The organism is Acinetobacter sp. YH12136 (assembly GCF_013418545.1).
GTDB classification, from domain to species: domain Bacteria; phylum Pseudomonadota; class Gammaproteobacteria; order Pseudomonadales; family Moraxellaceae; genus Acinetobacter; species Acinetobacter towneri.
In genome coordinates this window covers 51,272-70,369 of record NZ_VPBV01000006.1, presented here as the reverse complement: position 1 = coordinate 70,369, position 19,098 = coordinate 51,272, and the positions used below count along the sequence as shown (strand labels likewise).

Annotated in this window: 19 protein-coding genes; 7 read left to right on the top strand and 12 right to left on the bottom strand. The window is 40.9% G+C overall.

The window, feature by feature from the left end; translation table 11 throughout:
- Positions 1-14 precede the first annotated feature (14 nt).
- The 3 genes from FTU71_RS04390 to FTU71_RS04380 all read left to right on the top strand — a co-directional run bounded on the left by FTU71_RS04390 (position 15) and on the right by FTU71_RS04380 (position 2,748).
- On the top strand, positions 15-902 hold the full coding sequence (locus FTU71_RS04390; protein ID WP_180038101.1) for a sulfite exporter TauE/SafE family protein: 888 nt from the start codon (positions 15-17) through the stop codon (positions 900-902).
- A 172-nt stretch (positions 903-1,074) separates the two neighbouring features.
- On the top strand, positions 1,075-2,166 hold the full coding sequence (locus tag FTU71_RS04385; protein ID WP_180051312.1) for a 3-deoxy-7-phosphoheptulonate synthase: 1,092 nt from the start codon (positions 1,075-1,077) through the stop codon (positions 2,164-2,166).
- Between the two features lie 60 nt (positions 2,167-2,226).
- Positions 2,227-2,748, top strand: coding sequence for a protein tyrosine phosphatase family protein (locus FTU71_RS04380; RefSeq protein ID WP_180051309.1), 522 nt, complete (start codon positions 2,227-2,229; stop codon positions 2,746-2,748).
- A 34-nt stretch (positions 2,749-2,782) separates the two neighbouring features.
- Here the strand turns inward: FTU71_RS04380 and ispF are convergent, their stop codons facing one another.
- The gene (ispF, locus tag FTU71_RS04375; protein WP_004973369.1) at positions 2,783-3,271 is read right to left on the bottom strand and encodes a 2-C-methyl-D-erythritol 2,4-cyclodiphosphate synthase; all 489 of its coding nucleotides are present in this window, start codon (positions 3,269-3,271) and stop codon (positions 2,783-2,785) included.
- A gap of 98 nt (positions 3,272-3,369) precedes the next feature.
- Between ispF and FTU71_RS04370 the strand changes: the two genes are divergently transcribed.
- Positions 3,370-4,020 carry a hypothetical protein gene (locus FTU71_RS04370; protein ID WP_004973366.1) on the top strand — a complete coding sequence of 217 codons (651 nt, stop codon included), beginning with the start codon at positions 3,370-3,372 and terminating at the stop codon, positions 4,018-4,020.
- A gap of 28 nt (positions 4,021-4,048) precedes the next feature.
- Here FTU71_RS04370 and FTU71_RS04365 read toward each other — a convergent pair whose 3' ends face one another.
- From FTU71_RS04365 to FTU71_RS04335, 7 genes are all read right to left on the bottom strand, one after another.
- Entirely contained in the window at positions 4,049-4,957 is a 909-nt protein-coding gene (locus FTU71_RS04365; protein ID WP_096900859.1) for an AEC family transporter, read from the bottom strand.
- Between the two features lie 187 nt (positions 4,958-5,144).
- Positions 5,145-6,281, bottom strand: coding sequence for a rod shape-determining protein RodA (rodA, locus tag FTU71_RS04360; RefSeq protein ID WP_154320713.1), 1,137 nt, complete (start codon positions 6,279-6,281; stop codon positions 5,145-5,147).
- A gap of 127 nt (positions 6,282-6,408) precedes the next feature.
- Entirely contained in the window at positions 6,409-7,140 is a 732-nt protein-coding gene (gene ispD / locus FTU71_RS04355) for a 2-C-methyl-D-erythritol 4-phosphate cytidylyltransferase (RefSeq protein WP_179994182.1), read from the bottom strand.
- Positions 7,097-7,501 (bottom strand): septum formation initiator family protein, encoded by a 405-nt coding sequence (locus FTU71_RS04350; RefSeq protein ID WP_004973349.1) that lies wholly within the window; start codon positions 7,499-7,501, stop codon positions 7,097-7,099. Before FTU71_RS04350 ends, ispD begins: the two co-directional genes overlap by 44 nt.
- Before the next feature lie 13 nt (positions 7,502-7,514).
- Positions 7,515-8,804 (bottom strand): phosphopyruvate hydratase, encoded by a 1,290-nt coding sequence (eno, locus tag FTU71_RS04345; RefSeq protein ID WP_004973347.1) that lies wholly within the window; start codon positions 8,802-8,804, stop codon positions 7,515-7,517.
- A gap of 73 nt (positions 8,805-8,877) precedes the next feature.
- Positions 8,878-9,735 carry a 3-deoxy-8-phosphooctulonate synthase gene (kdsA, locus tag FTU71_RS04340; RefSeq protein ID WP_179994181.1) on the bottom strand — a complete coding sequence of 286 codons (858 nt, stop codon included), beginning with the start codon at positions 9,733-9,735 and terminating at the stop codon, positions 8,878-8,880.
- A 31-nt stretch (positions 9,736-9,766) separates the two neighbouring features.
- Positions 9,767-11,407, bottom strand: a complete 1,641-nt coding sequence (locus FTU71_RS04335) for a CTP synthase (protein ID WP_179994180.1) — start codon at positions 11,405-11,407, stop codon at positions 9,767-9,769.
- Between the two features lie 226 nt (positions 11,408-11,633).
- Between FTU71_RS04335 and FTU71_RS04330 the strand changes: the two genes are divergently transcribed.
- Positions 11,634-12,053, top strand: a complete 420-nt coding sequence (locus FTU71_RS04330; RefSeq protein ID WP_004973341.1) for a hypothetical protein — start codon at positions 11,634-11,636, stop codon at positions 12,051-12,053.
- Positions 12,054-12,250: 197 nt separating this feature from the next.
- Here the strand turns inward: FTU71_RS04330 and FTU71_RS04325 are convergent, their stop codons facing one another.
- The 3 genes from FTU71_RS04325 to FTU71_RS04315 form a co-directional block, all read right to left on the bottom strand.
- The gene (locus tag FTU71_RS04325; RefSeq protein ID WP_026438425.1) at positions 12,251-13,357 is read right to left on the bottom strand and encodes a YheT family hydrolase; all 1,107 of its coding nucleotides are present in this window, start codon (positions 13,355-13,357) and stop codon (positions 12,251-12,253) included.
- 90 nt (positions 13,358-13,447) lie between these two features.
- Positions 13,448-13,861, bottom strand: coding sequence for a nuclear transport factor 2 family protein (locus FTU71_RS04320; RefSeq protein ID WP_179994179.1), 414 nt, complete (start codon positions 13,859-13,861; stop codon positions 13,448-13,450).
- Positions 13,862-14,001: 140 nt separating this feature from the next.
- Complete coding sequence (locus FTU71_RS04315; protein ID WP_004973335.1) at positions 14,002-16,026, bottom strand: NADPH-dependent 2,4-dienoyl-CoA reductase; 2,025 nt, start codon at positions 16,024-16,026, stop codon at positions 14,002-14,004.
- A 134-nt stretch (positions 16,027-16,160) separates the two neighbouring features.
- Here FTU71_RS04315 and FTU71_RS04310 point away from each other — a divergent pair, with 134 nt between their 5' ends.
- Positions 16,161-16,712, top strand: a complete 552-nt coding sequence (locus FTU71_RS04310) for a PadR family transcriptional regulator (protein ID WP_004973333.1) — start codon at positions 16,161-16,163, stop codon at positions 16,710-16,712.
- A 125-nt stretch (positions 16,713-16,837) separates the two neighbouring features.
- On the top strand, positions 16,838-17,746 hold the full coding sequence (locus FTU71_RS04305) for an alpha/beta fold hydrolase (RefSeq protein WP_180111520.1): 909 nt from the start codon (positions 16,838-16,840) through the stop codon (positions 17,744-17,746).
- Between the two features lie 78 nt (positions 17,747-17,824).
- Here FTU71_RS04305 and FTU71_RS04300 read toward each other — a convergent pair whose 3' ends face one another.
- On the bottom strand, positions 17,825-19,066 hold the full coding sequence (locus FTU71_RS04300) for an acyl-CoA dehydrogenase (protein ID WP_180111518.1): 1,242 nt from the start codon (positions 19,064-19,066) through the stop codon (positions 17,825-17,827).
- Between the last annotated feature and the right edge of the window lie 32 nt (positions 19,067-19,098).

Genomic DNA, 19,098 nt, shown 5'->3' with positions numbered 1-19,098 from the left:
TTCGGCATATCTTCATGGTTGGTCCTTTAGAGTTTATTTTGGCAGGTGTATTGGTCGGCTTCTGCGTGGGTGTGACTGGCGTAGGTGGCGGTTCACTGATGACTCCCATTCTGATCAGCTTGTTTAAAATTGAACCGCATATCGCAATTGGAACAGACCTACTTTATGCCGCCATTTCAAAATTCTGCGGCTCATTGGTTCATGCCAAAAAAATGAATATTGTATGGCCCATTGTCATTTGGCTTGCGGTGGGCAGTATCCCTGCTTCATTTGCGACCCACTGGGTTTTAGAGAATTATTTAAGCCAATCTACCCATTACAAAATGGTACTGACCGTGGTACTGGGCTTTATGTTGACCTTAACTGGCATCTCAATTGTGTTTCGCAGTCAAATTGAAACGTTTTTTAATAAATACCATAAACAAGAATTGCCCGATATGACCCAAGACCTTGAAAAGGTCAAACTACAGGCTGCAGATAAGCGTGCCCTCATTGTAATTATGGGAGTTGTACTGGGTGTATTTGTCACACTTTCTTCAGTGGGTGCAGGTGCTTTTGGCATCATGGCATTGGTGCTGATGTTCCCGAATCTACCGATGATTCGTATTATCGGTTCAGATGTCGTGCATGCCGTCTTGCTTACCCTAGTTGCAGGCTTAGGTCACATGAGTTCAGGCAATGTCGACTTTCACCTATTGGTTTGGTTGTTGGTTGGCTCGATTCCTGCAATTGTGGTGGGAACTTTAGTCAGTTCACGTTTACCTGAAAAAGTGATTCGTAAAGTTTTAGGGATTACCCTATTTGTGATTGGTATTAACTTTATGGTGAATCCTGTCAAATCTAAGCCTGTAAGTACACCTGAAACAGCGGCTGTGATTTCTGAAGCACAATCCAAGCAATAATTAACAAACTAAGTTTGAATATAATTTATAGAAATGGGCAGTTTAATTTATCTGCCCGATTCACCACTTATTTTTTAAAGAAGTATTCATCTTTTTATAACAAAATACAGTGAAATTCATGTTATATTCAGACTATTAAACAATCTTTTGTATGATCAAACCAGTGACGGCAATGAATACTTTACAGTCTAATCCTCTTACACAATCAGACATCGATGACGTGAATATTAAAAGTATTCAGCCACTCGTGACTCCTGCAGAATTAAAAACTGAGTTACCTTTGACTGAAACTGCTTATCAAACCGTTCTTCATGGTCGTGAAACTATCCGCAATATTTTAGATGGTAAAGACAAGCGTCTATTTGTGGTCATTGGCCCATGTTCTATTCACGATCCTGTTGCTGCACACGAATATGCAGATCGTTTGAAAGTTTTAAGCGAAAAAGTAAAAGACTCTCTTTACATTGTCATGCGTGTTTATTTTGAAAAACCACGTACTACTGTGGGCTGGAAAGGCTTAATTAACGATCCAGACATGAATGACTCGTTCAATATTGAAAAAGGCTTACGCCTTGGCCGTAAACTTTTACTTGAGCTAAATGAAAAAGGCTTACCGTGTGCGACTGAAGCACTAGATCCAAACTCGCCACAGTATTATCAAGATTTAATTTCTTGGTCTGCAATTGGTGCACGTACTACAGAAAGCCAAACACACCGTGAAATGTCTTCAGGTCTTTCATCGCCAGTTGGTTTTAAAAATGGTACAGATGGCGGTTTAACAGTTGCAACTAACGCTATGCAATCGGTAAAACATGGTCACAGCTTCTTAGGTCTGAATGATCAAGGTCAAGTTTCTGTAATTCGCACCAGCGGTAACCCATATGCACACGTGGTTTTACGTGGTGGTAATGGCAAACCTAACTACGATGCTGGCTCTGTTGCAGAAGCTGAAAATGCTTTAACTAAAGCCAAAGTTAGCACCAAAATCATGATTGACACCAGTCATGCCAACTCCAACAAAGACCCATTCTTACAACCGCTGGTATTAAAAAACATTACCGAGCAAATTGTTGATGGTAACAAGTCTATTGTAGGCATTATGGTCGAAAGTCACCTTAAAGGTGGTCGTCAAGATATTCCTGCAAACTTATGCGATTTAGAGTATGGTAAATCTGTGACTGATGGTTGTATCGACTGGGAAACCACAGAAAAAGCATTACTTGAAATGCATGAAGCATTAAAAGACGTTTTAGCAAATCGTTAAGATTTAAAAACGCCATCTTCATGATGGCGTTTCTATTTGTTGCATAGGAAATGACCTGCCATGAATGAACTTGAAACTCAACTTAGCCAAATTAAAAAATTCCAGTTTGTTCATGAACGCCTGTTTACTTCAGGTCAACCTACCGCAGACGAATTAAAACAAATTAAAGAATATGGTATTGGCACTGTCATTAATTTGGCTGAAAGTGATGCGGAACACGCCCTTCCCCATGAAGACAAAATTTGTCTGGATGTTGGACTAAACTATATTCAACTGCCAATTTCATGGGAAACACCATCCTCTGATCAATGTTTATTATTGCTCGATTTGGTCAATCATTTATTAGAAAGCCAAATGGTGTGGGTACATTGCAGCAATAACAACCACGTCAGTAGTTTAATGTATTTGTATCGTCAATATTTTATGGATGTGGATATTGCAACGGCTCAAGACTTTTTACATGATATCTGGAAACCCAATGAAACTTGGACAGGCTTAATTCACGCCGTTTCTTTGCAATTACAAGGTCGTAAAGCCACGCAAGATTTACAACAAGCTTTAGAATCTGCTGAACTTTCTTAATTCAGCAGATTGTATAGATAAAATTCTAACGCGATTATTTTGTATGAGAAATCAATACAATCGCTGTTGCTAAAATACCTTCCTGACGCCCAGTAAAACCTAATTTTTCAGTGGTTGTCGCTTTGATACTGATTTGTGTGACCTCTACATCCAATACATCAGCGACACTTTGGCGCATTTCTAGCGTATGCGGTGCAAGTTTAGGACGTTCGCACGCCACAGTAATATCGGCGTTATTCAGTTTATAGCCACGGTCTAAAATGAGTTGATAAACCTGTTTAAGCAATACCCGACTATCTGCACCTTTATAATTTGGATCGGTATCTGGAAAATGCTGCCCAATATCCCCCAGCGCCAAAGCACCTAATAATGCATCGCATAGTGCATGCAGCACTACATCACCATCTGAGTGTGCTTTTAAACCTTGTGTATGAGGAATTTGAACACCTGCAAGCGTCACAAAATCTCCCGCTTCAAAGGCATGAACATCTAATCCTTGTCCAATACGAATCTGTGCAACCATGTTCAACTCCTGTAGAAATAAATCATTGAAATCTTGTATTCATACTTTCGATTTCGCTATATTAGACCTAGCGCAACATAGTGAAAGTATAAGCGATCATGCTGTTGAAATCTGAGATTCATCTTATCAAAAACTTAAGTACACTGCTGTTATTTGGCTGTTTATATTCATCTTTCTCTTATGCACAAGGGATTGATTGTAGATCTACACCCAATAAAAAGTTGGCGCAGGTGTGCACAGAAAATTTCTCAGAATTGCGTGAAAAATTAAGTGATCAACATTTAACAGCTTATTTGATGAGTGATGCGCCTATTCGCTTGTTAGAAGATACTCAGCAATTGTGGATCCAACGCTTACAGCAATGCAAAAGCTTAAATTGTTATACTCAGCAATTTGATTTTAGAATTGATCAACTGAATTTTTTCACTTCAATGAATCAAAGCATGACTCAACATTATTTAAAATATGAAAATGGTCAATTTGCTGCACAACCCGTACATTTACAAATTCATCAACTCAATAAAAACAGCATTAAAATTGAAGGTATTGCTTATCGCAATCCAAATAACCGCCTTGAAAGCCAAAGTATTGCCTTTTTAGCTTATACAACACCTGATCAAAAAAACAAAATCATCGACAATGAGCACGATTGCAGTTATGAGTTTAATTATTCTAAAGCAATCTTAAAAATTCAAACCAAACAAAAAGGTTGTGAACGCTTTGCGGGCATCTATCGTTTATACGATTAATGCTGAACAATAGATTGTATTAGACAGATTAAATGAGCAACCACAACACAATTGGCAAAGTTAATGCGGCGAATACGGTTTGCAAGCTAATAATTGAAGCCATTAAACGACTATCTCCCCCTAAAACTTGTGTAAGTACATAAGCTGCCGATGCAGTAGGTAAAGCAAAAAACAAGACTAAAATTTGCGACTCCAACACTGGAACATTTAAGCTCTGACAAATTAGCCAAGCCAAAGCAGGCATAAATAACAAACGCCCGAACACATTCAATGCCAATGCGAATACATCTCGTTGCAAGCCATTAAATTGTAATGCTGCGCCCACACACATTAATCCCAAAGGCAAACTGCATAACGCTATTTGACGAATAAAATGCGCTGCACCTTCCCACAAGCTCAAACCTGATAAATTAAATAGACCGCCAACAATACACCCTAAAATTAATGGATTTTTCATTAATGACCATAGGATTTGCTTTGCCTGTAAAGTCTTAGTATCGCTTAAAGCCAGCACAGATAAAACATTCACCAATGGAATGCAGAACACCAAAATAATCGCAAACAGCGCCATGCCCTGCACCTGAAACAATGCTGCGACCAAAGCCAAACCGATATACGTATTGAAACGTACCATGCTTTGCATATACACCCCAAAACGGACTGCGGGTGTTTTGAAATAGCCGCGCAAGGCATATAACAGACAACTTACTAAAGCCACAATAATCCCTACGACCGACAAAATCTGTGCGATTGATTTCGCTTCAATGTTTGCTGTAGCGAGGTTTAATAACAACATGCTAGGAAACAAAATATAGTAATTTAACTTTTCTGCACCCTTCCAAAATGGCTCATCCAACATACGTGATTGCTTAAGCAGATAACCCATTGCAATTAAGGCAATCAAAGGGAAAAGTGCAATAAAAATTAAATGGGTCATGGGGTGCTCTGTGTTACTGTTATGCTGTTCTTTTTAAATTATTGCTTAATAAATAAAGTAAATTTACTGGATATTATAAGGATTGTTTTGTGTTTATCCTAATTGCTTAGGCTTTTTAAAACCACAAAAAGAGAAAAAGATGATAATAGCAAAACTCACCTATATCATCTTTCAGATGGATTCTGTATTAACGATGAGTATGGATAGACATCACAATCCCCATACTCGCCAACATGGAAATAACAGCCGTTCCACCATAACTCATCAGCGGCAATGGGTCACCCGTTACAGGTAAAATACCACTCACCATCCCTGAGTTTAGAAATACAAAGAAAAAGAAAGTCAGACCAACCGTGCCTGCATACAAACGTCCAAAATTATGGAAACAATTCATCCCAATCATCAAACAACGTAAAATAATGGCAGCAAACAAACTGAACAGTAAAAATACGCCAATAAAACCAAATTCTTCGGCATAGGTCGACATAATAAAGTCAGTATGATGTTCAGGCAGATAACCCAAATGTGATTGCGTTCCTTCTAAATAACCTTTACCTGTAAAGCCGCCTGAACCAATGGCAATTTTAGATTGAATAATATTCCAGCCTGCCCCCAAGGCATCCGACTCTGGGTCAAATAAGGTGAGTACCCTTTTCTTTTGGTACTCCTGCAAAAAGAACATCCAAAGCAATGGTGCTGCGAGCGCCAATGCAGTGATTGCTCCTAAGATTAATCGCCATGACATGCCACTTAAAAATAGCGCAAAGACACCGGGAATAATCAAACCAATGTTTAAATCGGGTTGCAATGCCACCAAGACAAAAGGAATCATCATAATCACTAAAGCGACAATGATATGAATCAATTTAGGCGGGAAAGCACGACGCGAAAAATACCACGCCATCATCAATGGCATGGCAAATTTCATAAATTCACTGGGTTGCATACTGCCAATACCCGGCAAGCTGATCCAGCGTTTTGCCCCCATACGGGTTTCACCAATGACCAAAACCAAAGCCAGCATGATGACTGCAAAGATATAAAAATATGGACTGGCAGCTTGATATACCTTAGGCGGAATTTGCGCCAAAATAATCATGGCGATAAAACCAATGCCAAAACTGGTTGCTTGACGCAGCACCATCCCCATATCTTGCGCGGTGGCACTATATACCACCATTAAACCCAGAATCGCATTTAAAATCAGAAAACACAGCAACCATGGATCTAAATGTAATTTAGTCCAGCGTGAGGAATCATTTTTAATGCTTCTACCATCACGTAATGAGTGACGTAAAAAACGATACTGCTGCGATGGATTCATGCGACTCAAAGGTATTTAAAATAGACAGGATGGACAATTATAGAAGCAAAGCGGCACAGAGTGAATCATTAGAGCTTAATCGTTGAAGATTCAAGTTTAACGCGGTGTTAATTACACTAGATTTTTATCATCCATGTTGTTGTGAGGCTAAAATTAAACGTGCCAGCTCTAAATCATCGGGATAGGTGATTTTAATATTATCCGAACGACCGTGCACAACATTTACAATTTGCCCTGCTGCTTCTAAAGCACTGGCCTCATCGGTAATCGTCAATTGCTGTTTTAATGCAGATTCAATGGCTGTTTTAAGCACATCAAGTTTAGCAATTTGCGGAGTTTGCGCTTGCCAAAGTTGGTCACGGCTTACCGTGGTTTCAATTTTTGTGCCTTGGCTTACCTTTTTTAAAGTATCACGCACTGGAATAGCCAAAATTGCACTTTGATCTGTTGCCAGTGCAGTCTGATACAACTGTTCAAGGCAAGCAGCTGTCACACAAGGACGCGCTGCATCATGCACCAAAACCCAGTCATCTGCATGGGCGATTTCAGATAAATAATGCAGTGCATTTAAGACTGAATCCACTCGCTCTGCACCACCTACGCAAAAATGTGCTTTTTCTTTTTGTGCCAAGTTTAGGTTTTGCGCTACATCATCTGCTTGACCAATCGCCAAAACATAACCCGCTAAAGGCAAGTGATTTAAACGTGCGATGCTGTGCGCTAAGACTGTTTGATCTTGAATATACTGATATTGTTTAAGTTCAGTTCTAGAAAAACGACTACCAGAACCCGCTGCGGGAATAACCGCCCAAAGTTTACGGTGTCGGGGCGGTTGCTGCTGCAAGTTGTTGTGATTCATTGGTGCGTAAATCTACTGTGGAATTCGGTTGAATATAAATTGGTTTATATTGTGTGCTGATGGTGCTCATTTGCACAAAGGTTTCATGTGGCTTAATTAAGCCTAAATCTAAACGGGCATGCTCTTCAATGGCTTCTACCCCATTTTTTAAATCATAAACTTCTGCTGCAAGTACACGATTGCGCTCCTTCAGCTCTGTATTTAATTCTATTTGTTGTTGGATTTTTTCTGTCAGTGCAGCATGGTCACGATAACCACCTTCACCAAACCAGTGTAAATATTGAAACCCTGCGATCAAAAAGATCGCAAGGCCCAACAATGCTTTACTCGCTTTGGAGTCAAATACATTTAATAATGACATCTACTGATTTCGCTTAGTTCAAACCTTTGAACTCAGCTTTACCGCGATATGCAGCATTCGTCAATTCTTCAATACGAAGTAATTGGTTATATTTTGCTACACGGTCAGAACGGCACAGTGAACCAGTCTTGATTTGACCTGCTGCTGTACCTACTGCAAGATCCGCAATTGTAGAATCTTCAGTTTCACCTGAACGGTGTGAAATAACAGTTGTGTAACCATTGGCTTTCGCAAGGTAAATTGCATCAAGCGTTTCAGTCAAAGTACCAATTTGGTTGTACTTGATCAGGATTGAGTTACCTACTTTTTCATCGATACCGCGTTGTAAGATTTTCGGGTTAGTAACGAACAAGTCATCACCGACCAATTGAATCTTGTCACCTAAGATCGAAGTGAGGTAAGACCAACCTTCCCAATCAGACTCATCTAAACCATCTTCAATTGAGATAATTGGATATTGATTTACAAGACCAGCTAAATAGTCAGAGAATTGGTTGCTTGTGAATGCTTTGTTGCCTTCACCTGCAAGAATGTACTGACCATTTTTGTAGAATTCTGAAGATGCACAGTCAAGCGCCAACATGATGTCAGAACCCGCTTTGTAGCCAGTCTTCTCAATAGCTTCAAGAATAACTGTGATTGCTTCTTCGTTAGAACGTAAGTTTGGCGCAAAACCACCTTCATCACCCACTGCTGTGTTTAAACCTTTTTGATTCAATACAGATTTTAATGAGTGGAAAATTTCTGCACCAGCACGTAATGCTTCAGAGAATGAAGTAAAGCCCACTGGCTCAATCATGAACTCTTGAATATCAACGTTGTTGTCTGCGTGTGAACCACCATTTAAGATGTTCATCATTGGTACAGGCATGGTTAAAATGCTGTTGTTACGAAGGTCTGCGATGTATTGGAAAAGAGGAATTTTCTTTTCATCAGCAGCAGCGCGCGCAGCAGCCAAAGACACGGCTAAAGTTGCGTTAGCACCTAATTTTTCTTTGTTTTCAGTACCATCAAGCGCAATCATGGTGTTGTCGATGTCTTTTTGTTCAAACACAGACTTACCAAGTAAAGCATCACGAATTAAAGTATTGACGTTATTTACCGCAGTTTTAACGCCTTTACCCAAGTAACGTGCTTTATCGCCATCACGAAGTTCTAGAGCTTCACGAGAACCAGTTGAAGCACCTGATGGTGCACATGCACGGCCAACTACGCCAGATGCTAAGATTACGTCTGCTTCGATGGTTGGGTTACCACGAGAGTCCAAAATTTCACGTGCACGAATGTCAACGATTTGGCTCATGAACAATTCCTCAGTTGATTAATAACGTGATGCTTTAGGCATCAATGAGTCTATAATTTAATATGGATCTAATTTAGTGTGTATCTAGCTTTTGGAAACCTTTTACCAAGGTATCCAATTCTTTAAGCTGTGCCAAGAACGGCTCAAGTTGTGATAGACGCAATGCACATGGGCCATCACACTTTGCCTGCTCTGGTTCAGGATGTGCTTCTAGGAATAAACCTGCCAAGCTAGTTGCCATACCTGCACGTGCCAAGGTGGTAATTTGTGCACGACGACCACCTGCCGAATCTGCACGACCACCCGGAGTTTGCAAAGCATGGGTTACATCAAAGAACACAGGTACATTCATTTCTTTCATGATGTCAAAGCCCAGCATATCGACAACCAAGTTGTTGTAACCAAATGCTGAACCACGCTCACAAAGAATCAATTTGTCATTCCCTGCTTCTAAACACTTATGCAAAATATGACGCATTTCGTGCGGCGCAAGGAATTGTGCTTTTTTGATGTTGATAATGGCTTGAGTTTTTGCCATCGCTTCAACCAAATCGGTTTGGCGACTTAAAAACGCAGGAAGCTGAATAATATCTGCCACTTCTGCCACAGGCGCAGCCTGATACGGCTCATGCACATCGGTAATAATTGGCACATTAAAATGCTTTTTAATGTCAGCCAGCCATTCAATGCCTTTTTCTAAACCGGGACCACGAAATGAGTTCAGGCTAGAACGGTTGGCTTTGTCAAAACTGGCTTTGAATACATACGGGATATTTAAGCGTGTGCAAATATCCACATAAGTTTCAGCAATTTCAAATGCAAGGTCTTTAGACTCAAGTACATTCATGCCGCCAAACAATACAAATGGCAAATGATTCGCCATTTGTATATCACCCAAACGTACAATTTCTTGTGGTTTTAATTGTGACATTTCAACTTCCTAGTTTATCCCTAAAGCCATCTTATTTGGTTTTTTGATGCTGTTGTTTTGCCGCACCGATAAAGCCAGCAAACAATGGATGTCCATCACGTGGCGAGCTAGTAAATTCTGGGTGGAATTGTACCGCAATAAACCAAGGATGTTGCGGAATTTCAACAGTTTCAACCAAGTGCTGAATTGGTGAATAACCCGAAATTTTAAGACCTGCTTCTTCAAGCACAGGAATATAACGGTTATTCATTTCATAGCGATGGCGATGGCGCTCTACAATTTCTGCAGAACCATACACTTCACGAGTTTTGGTACCTTCAACCAATTCAGATTTTTGTGCACCTAAACGCATAGTGCCGCCCAAGTCAGAATCGACAGAACGCTGTTGAACTTCGCCGCGCTCATCTAACCATTCAGTAATCAAACCAATAAGTGGCGACTTAGTCGAACGGTTAAACTCTGTTGAACTTGCATCGGCAATACCTGCCACATTACGTGCATATTCAATCACAGCCAATTGCATACCCAAACAGATTCCCAAGAATGGGACACCGTTTTCACGTGCATATTTGATGGCTTGCATTTTACCTTCGGTACCGCGCTCACCAAAGCCGCCCGGAACTAAAATTGCATCGGCATCTTTAAGCACACTATTAACGTCTTGGCTTTCAAGGTCTTCTGCATTGACATAGTCAATTTCAACTTTGACGCGGTTTTGAATACCCGCATGCAATAATGCTTCGTTTACAGATTTATAGGCATCTGGCAGTTCAACATATTTACCCACCATCGCCACACGAACGCTGTATTCAGGGTTCAATAATGCATCAACTACGTTATCCCAATCAGATAAATCTGCTTCTGGAAGATCATTGAAGCCAAAACGCTCACAAATTAAATCATCAACGTCTTGTTCATAGAATGTACGCGGAATTTGGTAGATGGTTTTGGCATCTTTACATACCACAACCGCACGTGCTTCTACGTTGGTAAATAACGCAATTTTACGGGTAGTGTCAGCATCAACATCATGTTCAGTACGGCAGATGAGAATATCTGGCTGAATACCGATAGATAACAATTCTTTAACTGAGTGTTGAGTTGGCTTGGTTTTTAACTCTGCCGCAGATTTGATATATGGCAATAAAGTTAAGTGCATGAGCATAGTACGCTTATGCCCTAATTCCACCATCAATTGACGTACAGATTCCATGAATGGGAGAGATTCAATGTCGCCTACTGTACCGCCAATTTCTACGATTGCGACATCGTAGCCTTCGCCAGCGCGAAGTACACGTTCTTTAATATTATCGGTAATGTGTGGAATCACCTGAACAGTACCGCCCAAGTAATCACCACGGCGCTCTTTGTTTAGAACGTCTTGATACACGCGACCAGATGTAAAGTTATTTAACTTGGTCATTTTCGCACGACGCAAGAAACGTTCGTAATAACCCAAATCTAAGTCAGTTTCGGCACCATCCTCTGTGACAAAAACTTCACCATGTTGGAAAGGACTCATTGTCCCTGGATCGACATTAATGTATGGATCCATTTTGACCATGGTTACTTTTAAACCACGGGCTTCTAAAAGTGCAGCAACTGAAGCAGCTGAAATACCTTTACCTAGTGATGAAACTACACCACCAGTCACGAAAATAAAATGGGTCATTGGGTTTCTCGTACAATCGAGCCTAAATCGGCCTGCAATGTTGCGCAATTTTACTTTACTCTGCACCAATAAAGCAAAGTCATTCCGCGTCAATTCATAGAACAATAAACAATTGGTTATTCTATCAGCATTTCCTATAAAAAATTAGAACTTCTTGAGAGGATTTTCATCTGTCATTTTATTGCTATAATACGTCCGTCTATCCGATCTTTTATTTTGTGCAATTATGAATAAGAAACTTTTAATTTGTGGTGCAATTGCAACGGCGTTGTTATTAACTGCATGTGTAAAAAAAGAACAGCCAAAGCAAGATGAGCAAGAACAAGTAGAGGTTCAAACTGAACAAACTACTGAAACTGCTCAATTTGAACCACTAGAACCTGTTGAAAACATTCAAGATGCTGAACCAGAAGCGCCTGCACAGGTAGAAGTGGAGCGCACTGAAACAGCGAACACCACAACTGAAATCCGTCGTGAAACACCTGCACAACCTGCTGCTGCACCTGCGCCTGCGCCGAAAGCGGCAGCTCCTGTAGCAGAAGATAAACCAACTCAAGCACGTCCAAGCAATAACACAGGTGCTCAATCTGAAGATGATGCTGTTGCCGCTGCGATTGCTGCTGCAACCCCAGCACTTGAGAACTAAGTGCTCACTTAAAACTAAGCTTTAAGTTAAAGTCAGTTTTAAGGTGTAAGTTCTTATCTTAGATTTGAATTGACGTTAAAAAACCCAGTCATTGTGTACTGGGTTTTTTATTCATTTGGATGAGTCTTCGCTGAGATAACTCGTGAATACATTTGCAATACAGCTACCTATTTCTATATAGGTTTGTGCGCTTCACTTTAACTTGCCTGCAGCAACTGCGATTGCACTTTAAAATAATTAGAAATTAAACGCGATGCCCAAGATTTAGTAAAACCGACACCTTCATAAAAACCACAATGACTGCCTTTACGGGTCGTCACTACCATAATATTTGGCATTTTCCGTATGGTTTCTTTATAAGGATCAAAGTTTTTGATGTGGCACACTGGGTCATCTTCTGCATTTAAAACCATAAGCGGAATTTTGACATTCTCAAACACATAAATTGGGTTAATGGCTTGTGTGTAGCTGTCATAATCTTCAAAACCCGCCAATTCAAAATACGCCTTTTCAAACTCTGCCAATGTAGTCGCACTTAACACTTGCGATAAAGATTTTACGTTTTGCCAAATGTCCTGATGGGGCTGAATAAAAAACTGGAATAATTTTTTGGTCATCACTTTACTGTAAAAAGGATGCACATGCTGAAAGCCTAGTTCAGTGTTATATCCTGGGCACAGTGCAAACGCGGCTTTAATTGGGGTTTGCTCGCCTTCTTCGCCCAAATAGCGCACCAATAATCCTGTCCCTGCGGAAGAACCAACAGCATATAATTCAGATTGTGGAAATTGTTGCTGAATAAACACTATTTGTTCACGCAAATCATGCGTCGAACCAAACAGATTCATTTGTGGTACAGGCATAGGTAAATTGCCATGCCCACGACGTAAACATAAGGCAATACGCCACTGTGTCTGCTGATGTAAATCGCGCACCAACTCACGCATACTTTCCAAAGAACCTGTAATGGTATGCATTAAAACAATTGTGGGAGTATCTGCAGGTAAGTCATAACCCACCCAAGCAACTGCGGTGATACCGCCATCTTGCATAGTGAGTTGATCAACCCGATCATACTGCTGACGAATGGTTTTCTTTTTAATTAAATCAAAATATAAAAGATGCGCATGTGTATTGGACAGCCACGGTGTTGGACGGTATTTTTCTTTGAGCTGTGGTAAATAATCCAATACCCGACGGATTTCTCCATGTGGATGATAATACAACGTCGGTAAATCTGCGCCTGTGACCTGATCTAAAACCGCTTGTGTAATTTTCGCTATTTTTTGTAATGTAGACATCATTTTACTCCCAAGCAATACATGCACTTTCAAGCATGCCAACCCGAAACCGATTTCTATAAAACAACTTCATTGCCATACACACGCGGTATTTTATTTTTCGGTTGGCATAAAGGCAACCATACGTTGTCCCATTTGCACAGCCAATGCCTCTAAACCACTTTTCGGGCGAATCATCACTTCAAAGTCCACAATTTGTCCTTGTGTATTGAATTGAATCATATCAATTCCTTTAAGTTTTTTATCTCCCACATTGGCGGAAAATTCAAGTACAACATTGCAACCATCTTCAGTATAAAACTCACGGTGATAAGTAAAGTTTTCAAAGACCTGAATTACATTGGTCAAAATAAAAAATACCACTTGTTTACCCGCATAAGGTTGGTACGCTACAGGTGAACGAAACACCACATCATCTGCCAGCAATTCACTCAAAATAGACATATCATGGTTTTGCAGCATTGTATGCCAACGCTGTACCGCTAATTTTGTTGTTTCCAAAGTCATGTTAAGTTCCTTTTTTTTGTTTTGATATTTCATTTCTATGCAGAGTCCCTGAGTGAGACTGAAGCACTGCTGCACTGGGCAGAAGCGATTATTAACTCTCTCCCCAGCCCCCTCCCAAAGGAGAGGGAGAAGGAATTACATTAAATTTTCGCTGCCAATTCAGCACCCTGACGAATTGCACGTTTGGCATCTAACTCGCCTGCTTCTTTCGCCCCACCAATTAAATGCACATTTTTGCCTGCTGCCTGTAATTGCTCATACATGGCGGTGTAAGACTCTTGCCCTGCACAAATCACCACATGATCAACTTCGAGCACTGTACTTTGACCATTGACGGTGATGTGCAAGCCTTGATCATCAATCAGGTCATAACTTGCCCCTGCAATCATTTTAACGTCACGGTTTTTTAAACCTGTACGATGAATCCAGCCTGTTGTTTTACCCAAGCCAGCACCCACGGATGATGCTTTACGTTGCAATAAATAAATTTCACGTGGCGATTCTTCAACTTTTGCTGCTTTTAAACCACCGACATGCGCATAATTGGTATCAATTCCCCATTCATCGTAGAATTTTTCAGGATTTAGACTACCACTTTCACCTTCATGGCTTAAATATTCTGCAGTATCAAAACCAATACCACCAGCGCCAATAATCGCAACACGTTGACCTACAGGCTTACGCTCTTTTAATACCTCAATATAGCTCAGCACTTTAGGGTGATTAATACCTGCGATATCCAATTGACGCGGGGTTACACCTGTTGCCACAACCACATCATCGAAGTCAGCATTGAGCAATTGTTCAAAACTAGCCGTATGATTCAATACCAATTTAATATTCGGTTGCAGCTCAATTTGGCGTTTGAAATAGCGCAAAGTTTCGTAAAACTCTTCTTTACCAGGAATGGTTTTAGCAATATTAAACTGCCCACCAATTTGATTCGATGCTTCAAAAATCGTCACCTGATGCCCACGTTCTGCAGCATAGGTTGCAAAGCTCAAACCTGCAGGCCCTGCACCAATCACCGCAATTTTTTTAGTCTGTGTTGCTTCTTTAAAAATGAGTTCTGTTTCATGGCAAGCACGTGGATTGACCAAACATGAAGCAATCTTCATTGAGAAAATATGGTCTAAACAAGCTTGGTTACAACCAATACATGTGTTGATTTCATCACTGCGACCTTGCTCTGCTTTTTGCACAAAGAAAGCATCTGCCAACATTGGACGTGCCATCGATACCATATCGGCATGTCCTGCAGCCAAAACATGCTCAGCCATTTCAGGGGTGTTAATACGGTTTGAAGTGATCAGTGGCACTTTAACCAAACCTTTTAATTTCTCTGTCACCCATGTAAAAGCTGCGCGAGGGACTTTGGTAGCAATGGTTGGGATACGTGCTTCATGCCAGCCAATCCCTGTATTGATAATGGTTGCACCTGCTTTTTCAATCGCTTGTGCCAATTGCACCACTTCTTCAAAACTCGAACCGCCTTCGACTAAATCCAACATCGACAAGCGGTAAATAATAATAAAGTTTTCACCCACTTCTGCACGGGTACGTTTAACAATTTCAATTGGGAAACGAATACGGTTTTCATAACTGCCGCCCCATTCATCATCACGATGGTTGGTACGCGCAACAATAAACTCATTAATTAAATAGCCTTCCGAACCCATGATTTCGACACCATCATAGCCTGCGTATTGTGCCAATTTGGCACAATTCACAAAGTCGGCAATGGTTTGCTGTACTTCTGCCGATGTTAGTGCATGTGGTTTACTTGGGTTAATCGGTGCCTGAATTGCTGACGGTGCGACAATATCGGGCTGATAGGAATAACGTCCCGTATGTAAAATCTGTAAAGCAATTTTGCCGCCTGCATCATGCACAGCCTGAGTCACCACTTTATGTTTTTCTGCTTCTTGACGAGTATCAAGTTTATTGCCGCCCGCAAAGGTTAAGCCTGCATCATTCGGTGAAATACCACCTGTTACAATCAGCCCAACGCCACCTTTGGCACGCTCTGCATAAAAAGCCGCCATACGTTCGTATCCACCCGGTGCTTCTTCTAGTCCAACGTGCATTGAACCCATTAAGACCCGATTTTTTAAAGTGGTAAAGCCTAAATCTAAAGGCGCAAGTAAATGTGGATAGTCAGACATAGAATCTCCCTGCTGGCAAAAATGCTGGCTGTTTTATGCTTAATGCAACTTGTTGCATACTTTTATATTCTAGATTTAATTTTTATGCAACATGTTGCATAATTAAAGCTGAAAAAAATAAAGTTGCTCTGTTTATGTCGCTCGCTCACGTTTTATTGACCAGTTTAATTGAAAAACCCAGTAACGGTATTGAATTGGCACGCCGTTTTGACCGCTCTATGGGGTTTTTCTGGAATGCGACCCATCAACAAATTTATCGCGAACTAAATACAATGCTGAAAAAAGGTTGGATTTCAACCTTAGAAGATGAAGATTCTAGCAGTCGTAGCAAAACCTATCAGGTAGAAGCTTTGGGGCGGCATGAACTGGCAAACTGGATGGTCGAGCAAAGCCCGCCTGCACAATTACGCGAAGAACTTATGGTACGTTTACGTGCCGAAGCCCAACTTGGCGGCAACAGCGTCTTACCCGAACTAGAACGACATTTGCTGCTTCACAAAGCCAAGTTGCACACCTATCAACAGATTTTTGCCAAAGACTTTAGCCAAGCACCTGCGAACAACCGTACCCTGTATATTCATAAAATGATTTTGCAGCTAGGGATAGATCAGGAAATTGGCTGGATTGAATGGCTAGAAAATGTGATTCCTGAACTGAAAAAGTTTGATGCCGAAGCCTCATCTTAAAAGTATATTTTTAAGTAATAGCAACCACATCAATGTGAAATCAGGGTTGCTCACCATACAGAAATGATCAGGCTATGCTATAAAGAATAACGCATCTTTAATTACAACCATGCAAGGAAATGCTGATGCCTTTTTACCGCATGCCCGATGGCGAAGCTCTATTTGTACGTGAATTTGGTCAAGGTGAGCCTGTGGTTGTGCTTTCAGGTTTAGGCATGCACAGTTGGCAATGGTTGCCATTTCTGTATCAACATAAAAAGCAGTATCGTTTTATTATTCCAGACTGGCGTGGTTTTGGGGGTTCAAACCCGTGTGCCGTTCCAGAACTGGATGCTATTTCGAGCCATTGGCAAGATTTAAACAGTCTGCTTCAACAACAGAACCTGCAACAATTTAAACTGATTGGCTATTCCATGGGGGCAACCACTGCCATGCATGGCATGCAATATGGACAATTGGCTGCGCATTTAAGCAGTTATTTACAAATTGACCAAGCACCAAAAATTGGGGTAGATGAAAACTGGCCTTATGGCTTATTTGGCAATCAACATCAACAATTTAAACAGTTATTGATTCATCTGTCCGAGTTTTTACATGATCACGCGCAATATACTGATATTCAACAAATGGATGTGTTGCAGCGTAAAAACTTAGTCGAACTTTGGCTAGAATTTATAGAATTACAAGCCAGCAATAAAATCAGTCCGTTTTTATTTAAACTGGCCGTCAAACGTCCTGTTTTACAACGCTATATTTTACCTACACAGCGTTTAGATTATTTACGCTGGTATATCGACAATTATTTACACCATCAGGAAGATTATCGTGAGGCTTTAACTCAACTAGGTTGTCCGACAGTCTTTTTTACAGGCGCACAATCGACCTTGTATGCGGCAGAAGGACAACGTCAAGTGGTAGAAGCTATGCCGAATGCGAAACAAGTCATATTTCACCAATCTGGGCATACCCCTTTACTGACCGAACCATTGAAATTTAATCAGGAAATTAGCCAATTTTTAAAACTAAACAGCTAAAGTAAAACGGTGGAAAATGTGGTTTGCAATATTTTCCACCGTAGCATCATTAGACCTAGATTTAGTTTAGATCTAGATTTAATTGGCAAAAGCCGCGATACCCGTTTGCGCACGACCTAAAATTAGCGCATGCACATCGTGCGTCCCTTCATAGGTATTCACGACTTCCAAATTGACCAAATGCCGCGCCACGCCATATTCATCACTGATACCATTCCCACCAAGCATATCGCGCGCCATACGAGCAATCTCTAAGGCCTTGCCACAGTTGTTGCGTTTAATCAGCGAAGTACCTTCGAGTGAAGCAATACCCTCATCTTTCATACGACCAAAACGTAAAGCAATTTGTAAACCCAGCGCGATTTCGGTTTGCATATCGGCAAGTTTCTTTTGAATGAGCTGATTGGCCGCCAAAGGACGTCCGAACTGAATCCGATCCATCGTATATTGATGCGCAGTATGCCAACAAAACTCAGCCGCACCCATAGCACCCCAAGCAATGCCATAACGTGCACTATTTAAACAAGTGAACGGCCCTTTTAAACCACGCACTTCAGGTAACATATTTTCTTCATGCACAAAAACATTGTCCATGACAATTTCACCTGTGATTGAAGCGCGTAAACCAACCTTGCCTTGAATGATTGGTGCAGAAAGTCCATCCCAACCTTTTTCTAAAATAAAACCGCGAATATCACCCACCTGCCCATCTGCCGAAACTTCTTTTGCCCACACCACAAATACATCGGCAATTGGACTATTGGTAATCCACATTTTCGCACCGTGTAAACGATAACCGCCTGCAACTTTATGTGCTCTGCTGTTCATACTGCCAGGGTCGGAGCCAAAATCAGGTTCAGTCAGACCAAAACATCCGATCCATTCACCCGAAGCGAGTTTGGGTAAATATTTCTGTTTTTGTGCTTCACTGCCAAACTCATAAATTGGCACCATCACCAATGAACTTTGCACACTTGCCATTGAACGATAACCTGAATCGACCCGTTCAATTTCACGTGAAATTAGCCCATAACTCACATAATTTAAACCTGCACCGCCATATTGTTCAGGTATGGTTGAGCCTAACAAACCAAGCTCACCCATTTCACGGAAGATGCTGCGATCTACCGTTTCATGTCTAAACTGATCACGTACCCGCGGCAGTAATTTTTCCTGACAATAAGCATAGGCACTATCACGAATCATACGTTCGGTTTCAGTCAATTGCTGTTCAAGCAAAAAAGGATCTTTCCAATCAAATTTCACTTTTTCACTGTGAGTTGCAGGCGTGTGATTTGGCGATGGATTGTGTTGTGACATGGCATCCTCTGCACATTATTATAGGTTCTGGT

Coding starts and splice junctions, on each gene's coding strand:
- FTU71_RS04390 (WP_180038101.1), top strand. CDS start 15: ATGGTTGGTCCTTTAGAGTTTATTTTGGCAGGTGTATTGGTCGGCTTC.
- FTU71_RS04385 (WP_180051312.1), top strand. CDS start 1,075: ATGAATACTTTACAGTCTAATCCTCTTACACAATCAGACATCGATGAC.
- FTU71_RS04380 (WP_180051309.1), top strand. CDS start 2,227: ATGAATGAACTTGAAACTCAACTTAGCCAAATTAAAAAATTCCAGTTT.
- ispF (WP_004973369.1), bottom strand. CDS start 3,271: ATGGTTGCACAGATTCGTATTGGACAAGGATTAGATGTTCATGCCTTT.
- FTU71_RS04370 (WP_004973366.1), top strand. CDS start 3,370: ATGCTGTTGAAATCTGAGATTCATCTTATCAAAAACTTAAGTACACTG.
- FTU71_RS04365 (WP_096900859.1), bottom strand. CDS start 4,957: ATGACCCATTTAATTTTTATTGCACTTTTCCCTTTGATTGCCTTAATT.
- rodA (WP_154320713.1), bottom strand. CDS start 6,281: ATGAATCCATCGCAGCAGTATCGTTTTTTACGTCACTCATTACGTGAT.
- ispD (WP_179994182.1), bottom strand. CDS start 7,140: ATGAATCACAACAACTTGCAGCAGCAACCGCCCCGACACCGTAAACTT.
- FTU71_RS04350 (WP_004973349.1), bottom strand. CDS start 7,501: ATGTCATTATTAAATGTATTTGACTCCAAAGCGAGTAAAGCATTGTTG.
- eno (WP_004973347.1), bottom strand. CDS start 8,804: ATGAGCCAAATCGTTGACATTCGTGCACGTGAAATTTTGGACTCTCGT.
- kdsA (WP_179994181.1), bottom strand. CDS start 9,735: ATGTCACAATTAAAACCACAAGAAATTGTACGTTTGGGTGATATACAA.
- FTU71_RS04335 (WP_179994180.1), bottom strand. CDS start 11,407: ATGACCCATTTTATTTTCGTGACTGGTGGTGTAGTTTCATCACTAGGT.
- FTU71_RS04330 (WP_004973341.1), top strand. CDS start 11,634: ATGAATAAGAAACTTTTAATTTGTGGTGCAATTGCAACGGCGTTGTTA.
- FTU71_RS04325 (WP_026438425.1), bottom strand. CDS start 13,357: ATGATGTCTACATTACAAAAAATAGCGAAAATTACACAAGCGGTTTTA.
- FTU71_RS04320 (WP_179994179.1), bottom strand. CDS start 13,861: ATGACTTTGGAAACAACAAAATTAGCGGTACAGCGTTGGCATACAATG.
- FTU71_RS04315 (WP_004973335.1), bottom strand. CDS start 16,026: ATGTCTGACTATCCACATTTACTTGCGCCTTTAGATTTAGGCTTTACC.
- FTU71_RS04310 (WP_004973333.1), top strand. CDS start 16,161: ATGTCGCTCGCTCACGTTTTATTGACCAGTTTAATTGAAAAACCCAGT.
- FTU71_RS04305 (WP_180111520.1), top strand. CDS start 16,838: ATGCCTTTTTACCGCATGCCCGATGGCGAAGCTCTATTTGTACGTGAA.
- FTU71_RS04300 (WP_180111518.1), bottom strand. CDS start 19,066: ATGTCACAACACAATCCATCGCCAAATCACACGCCTGCAACTCACAGT.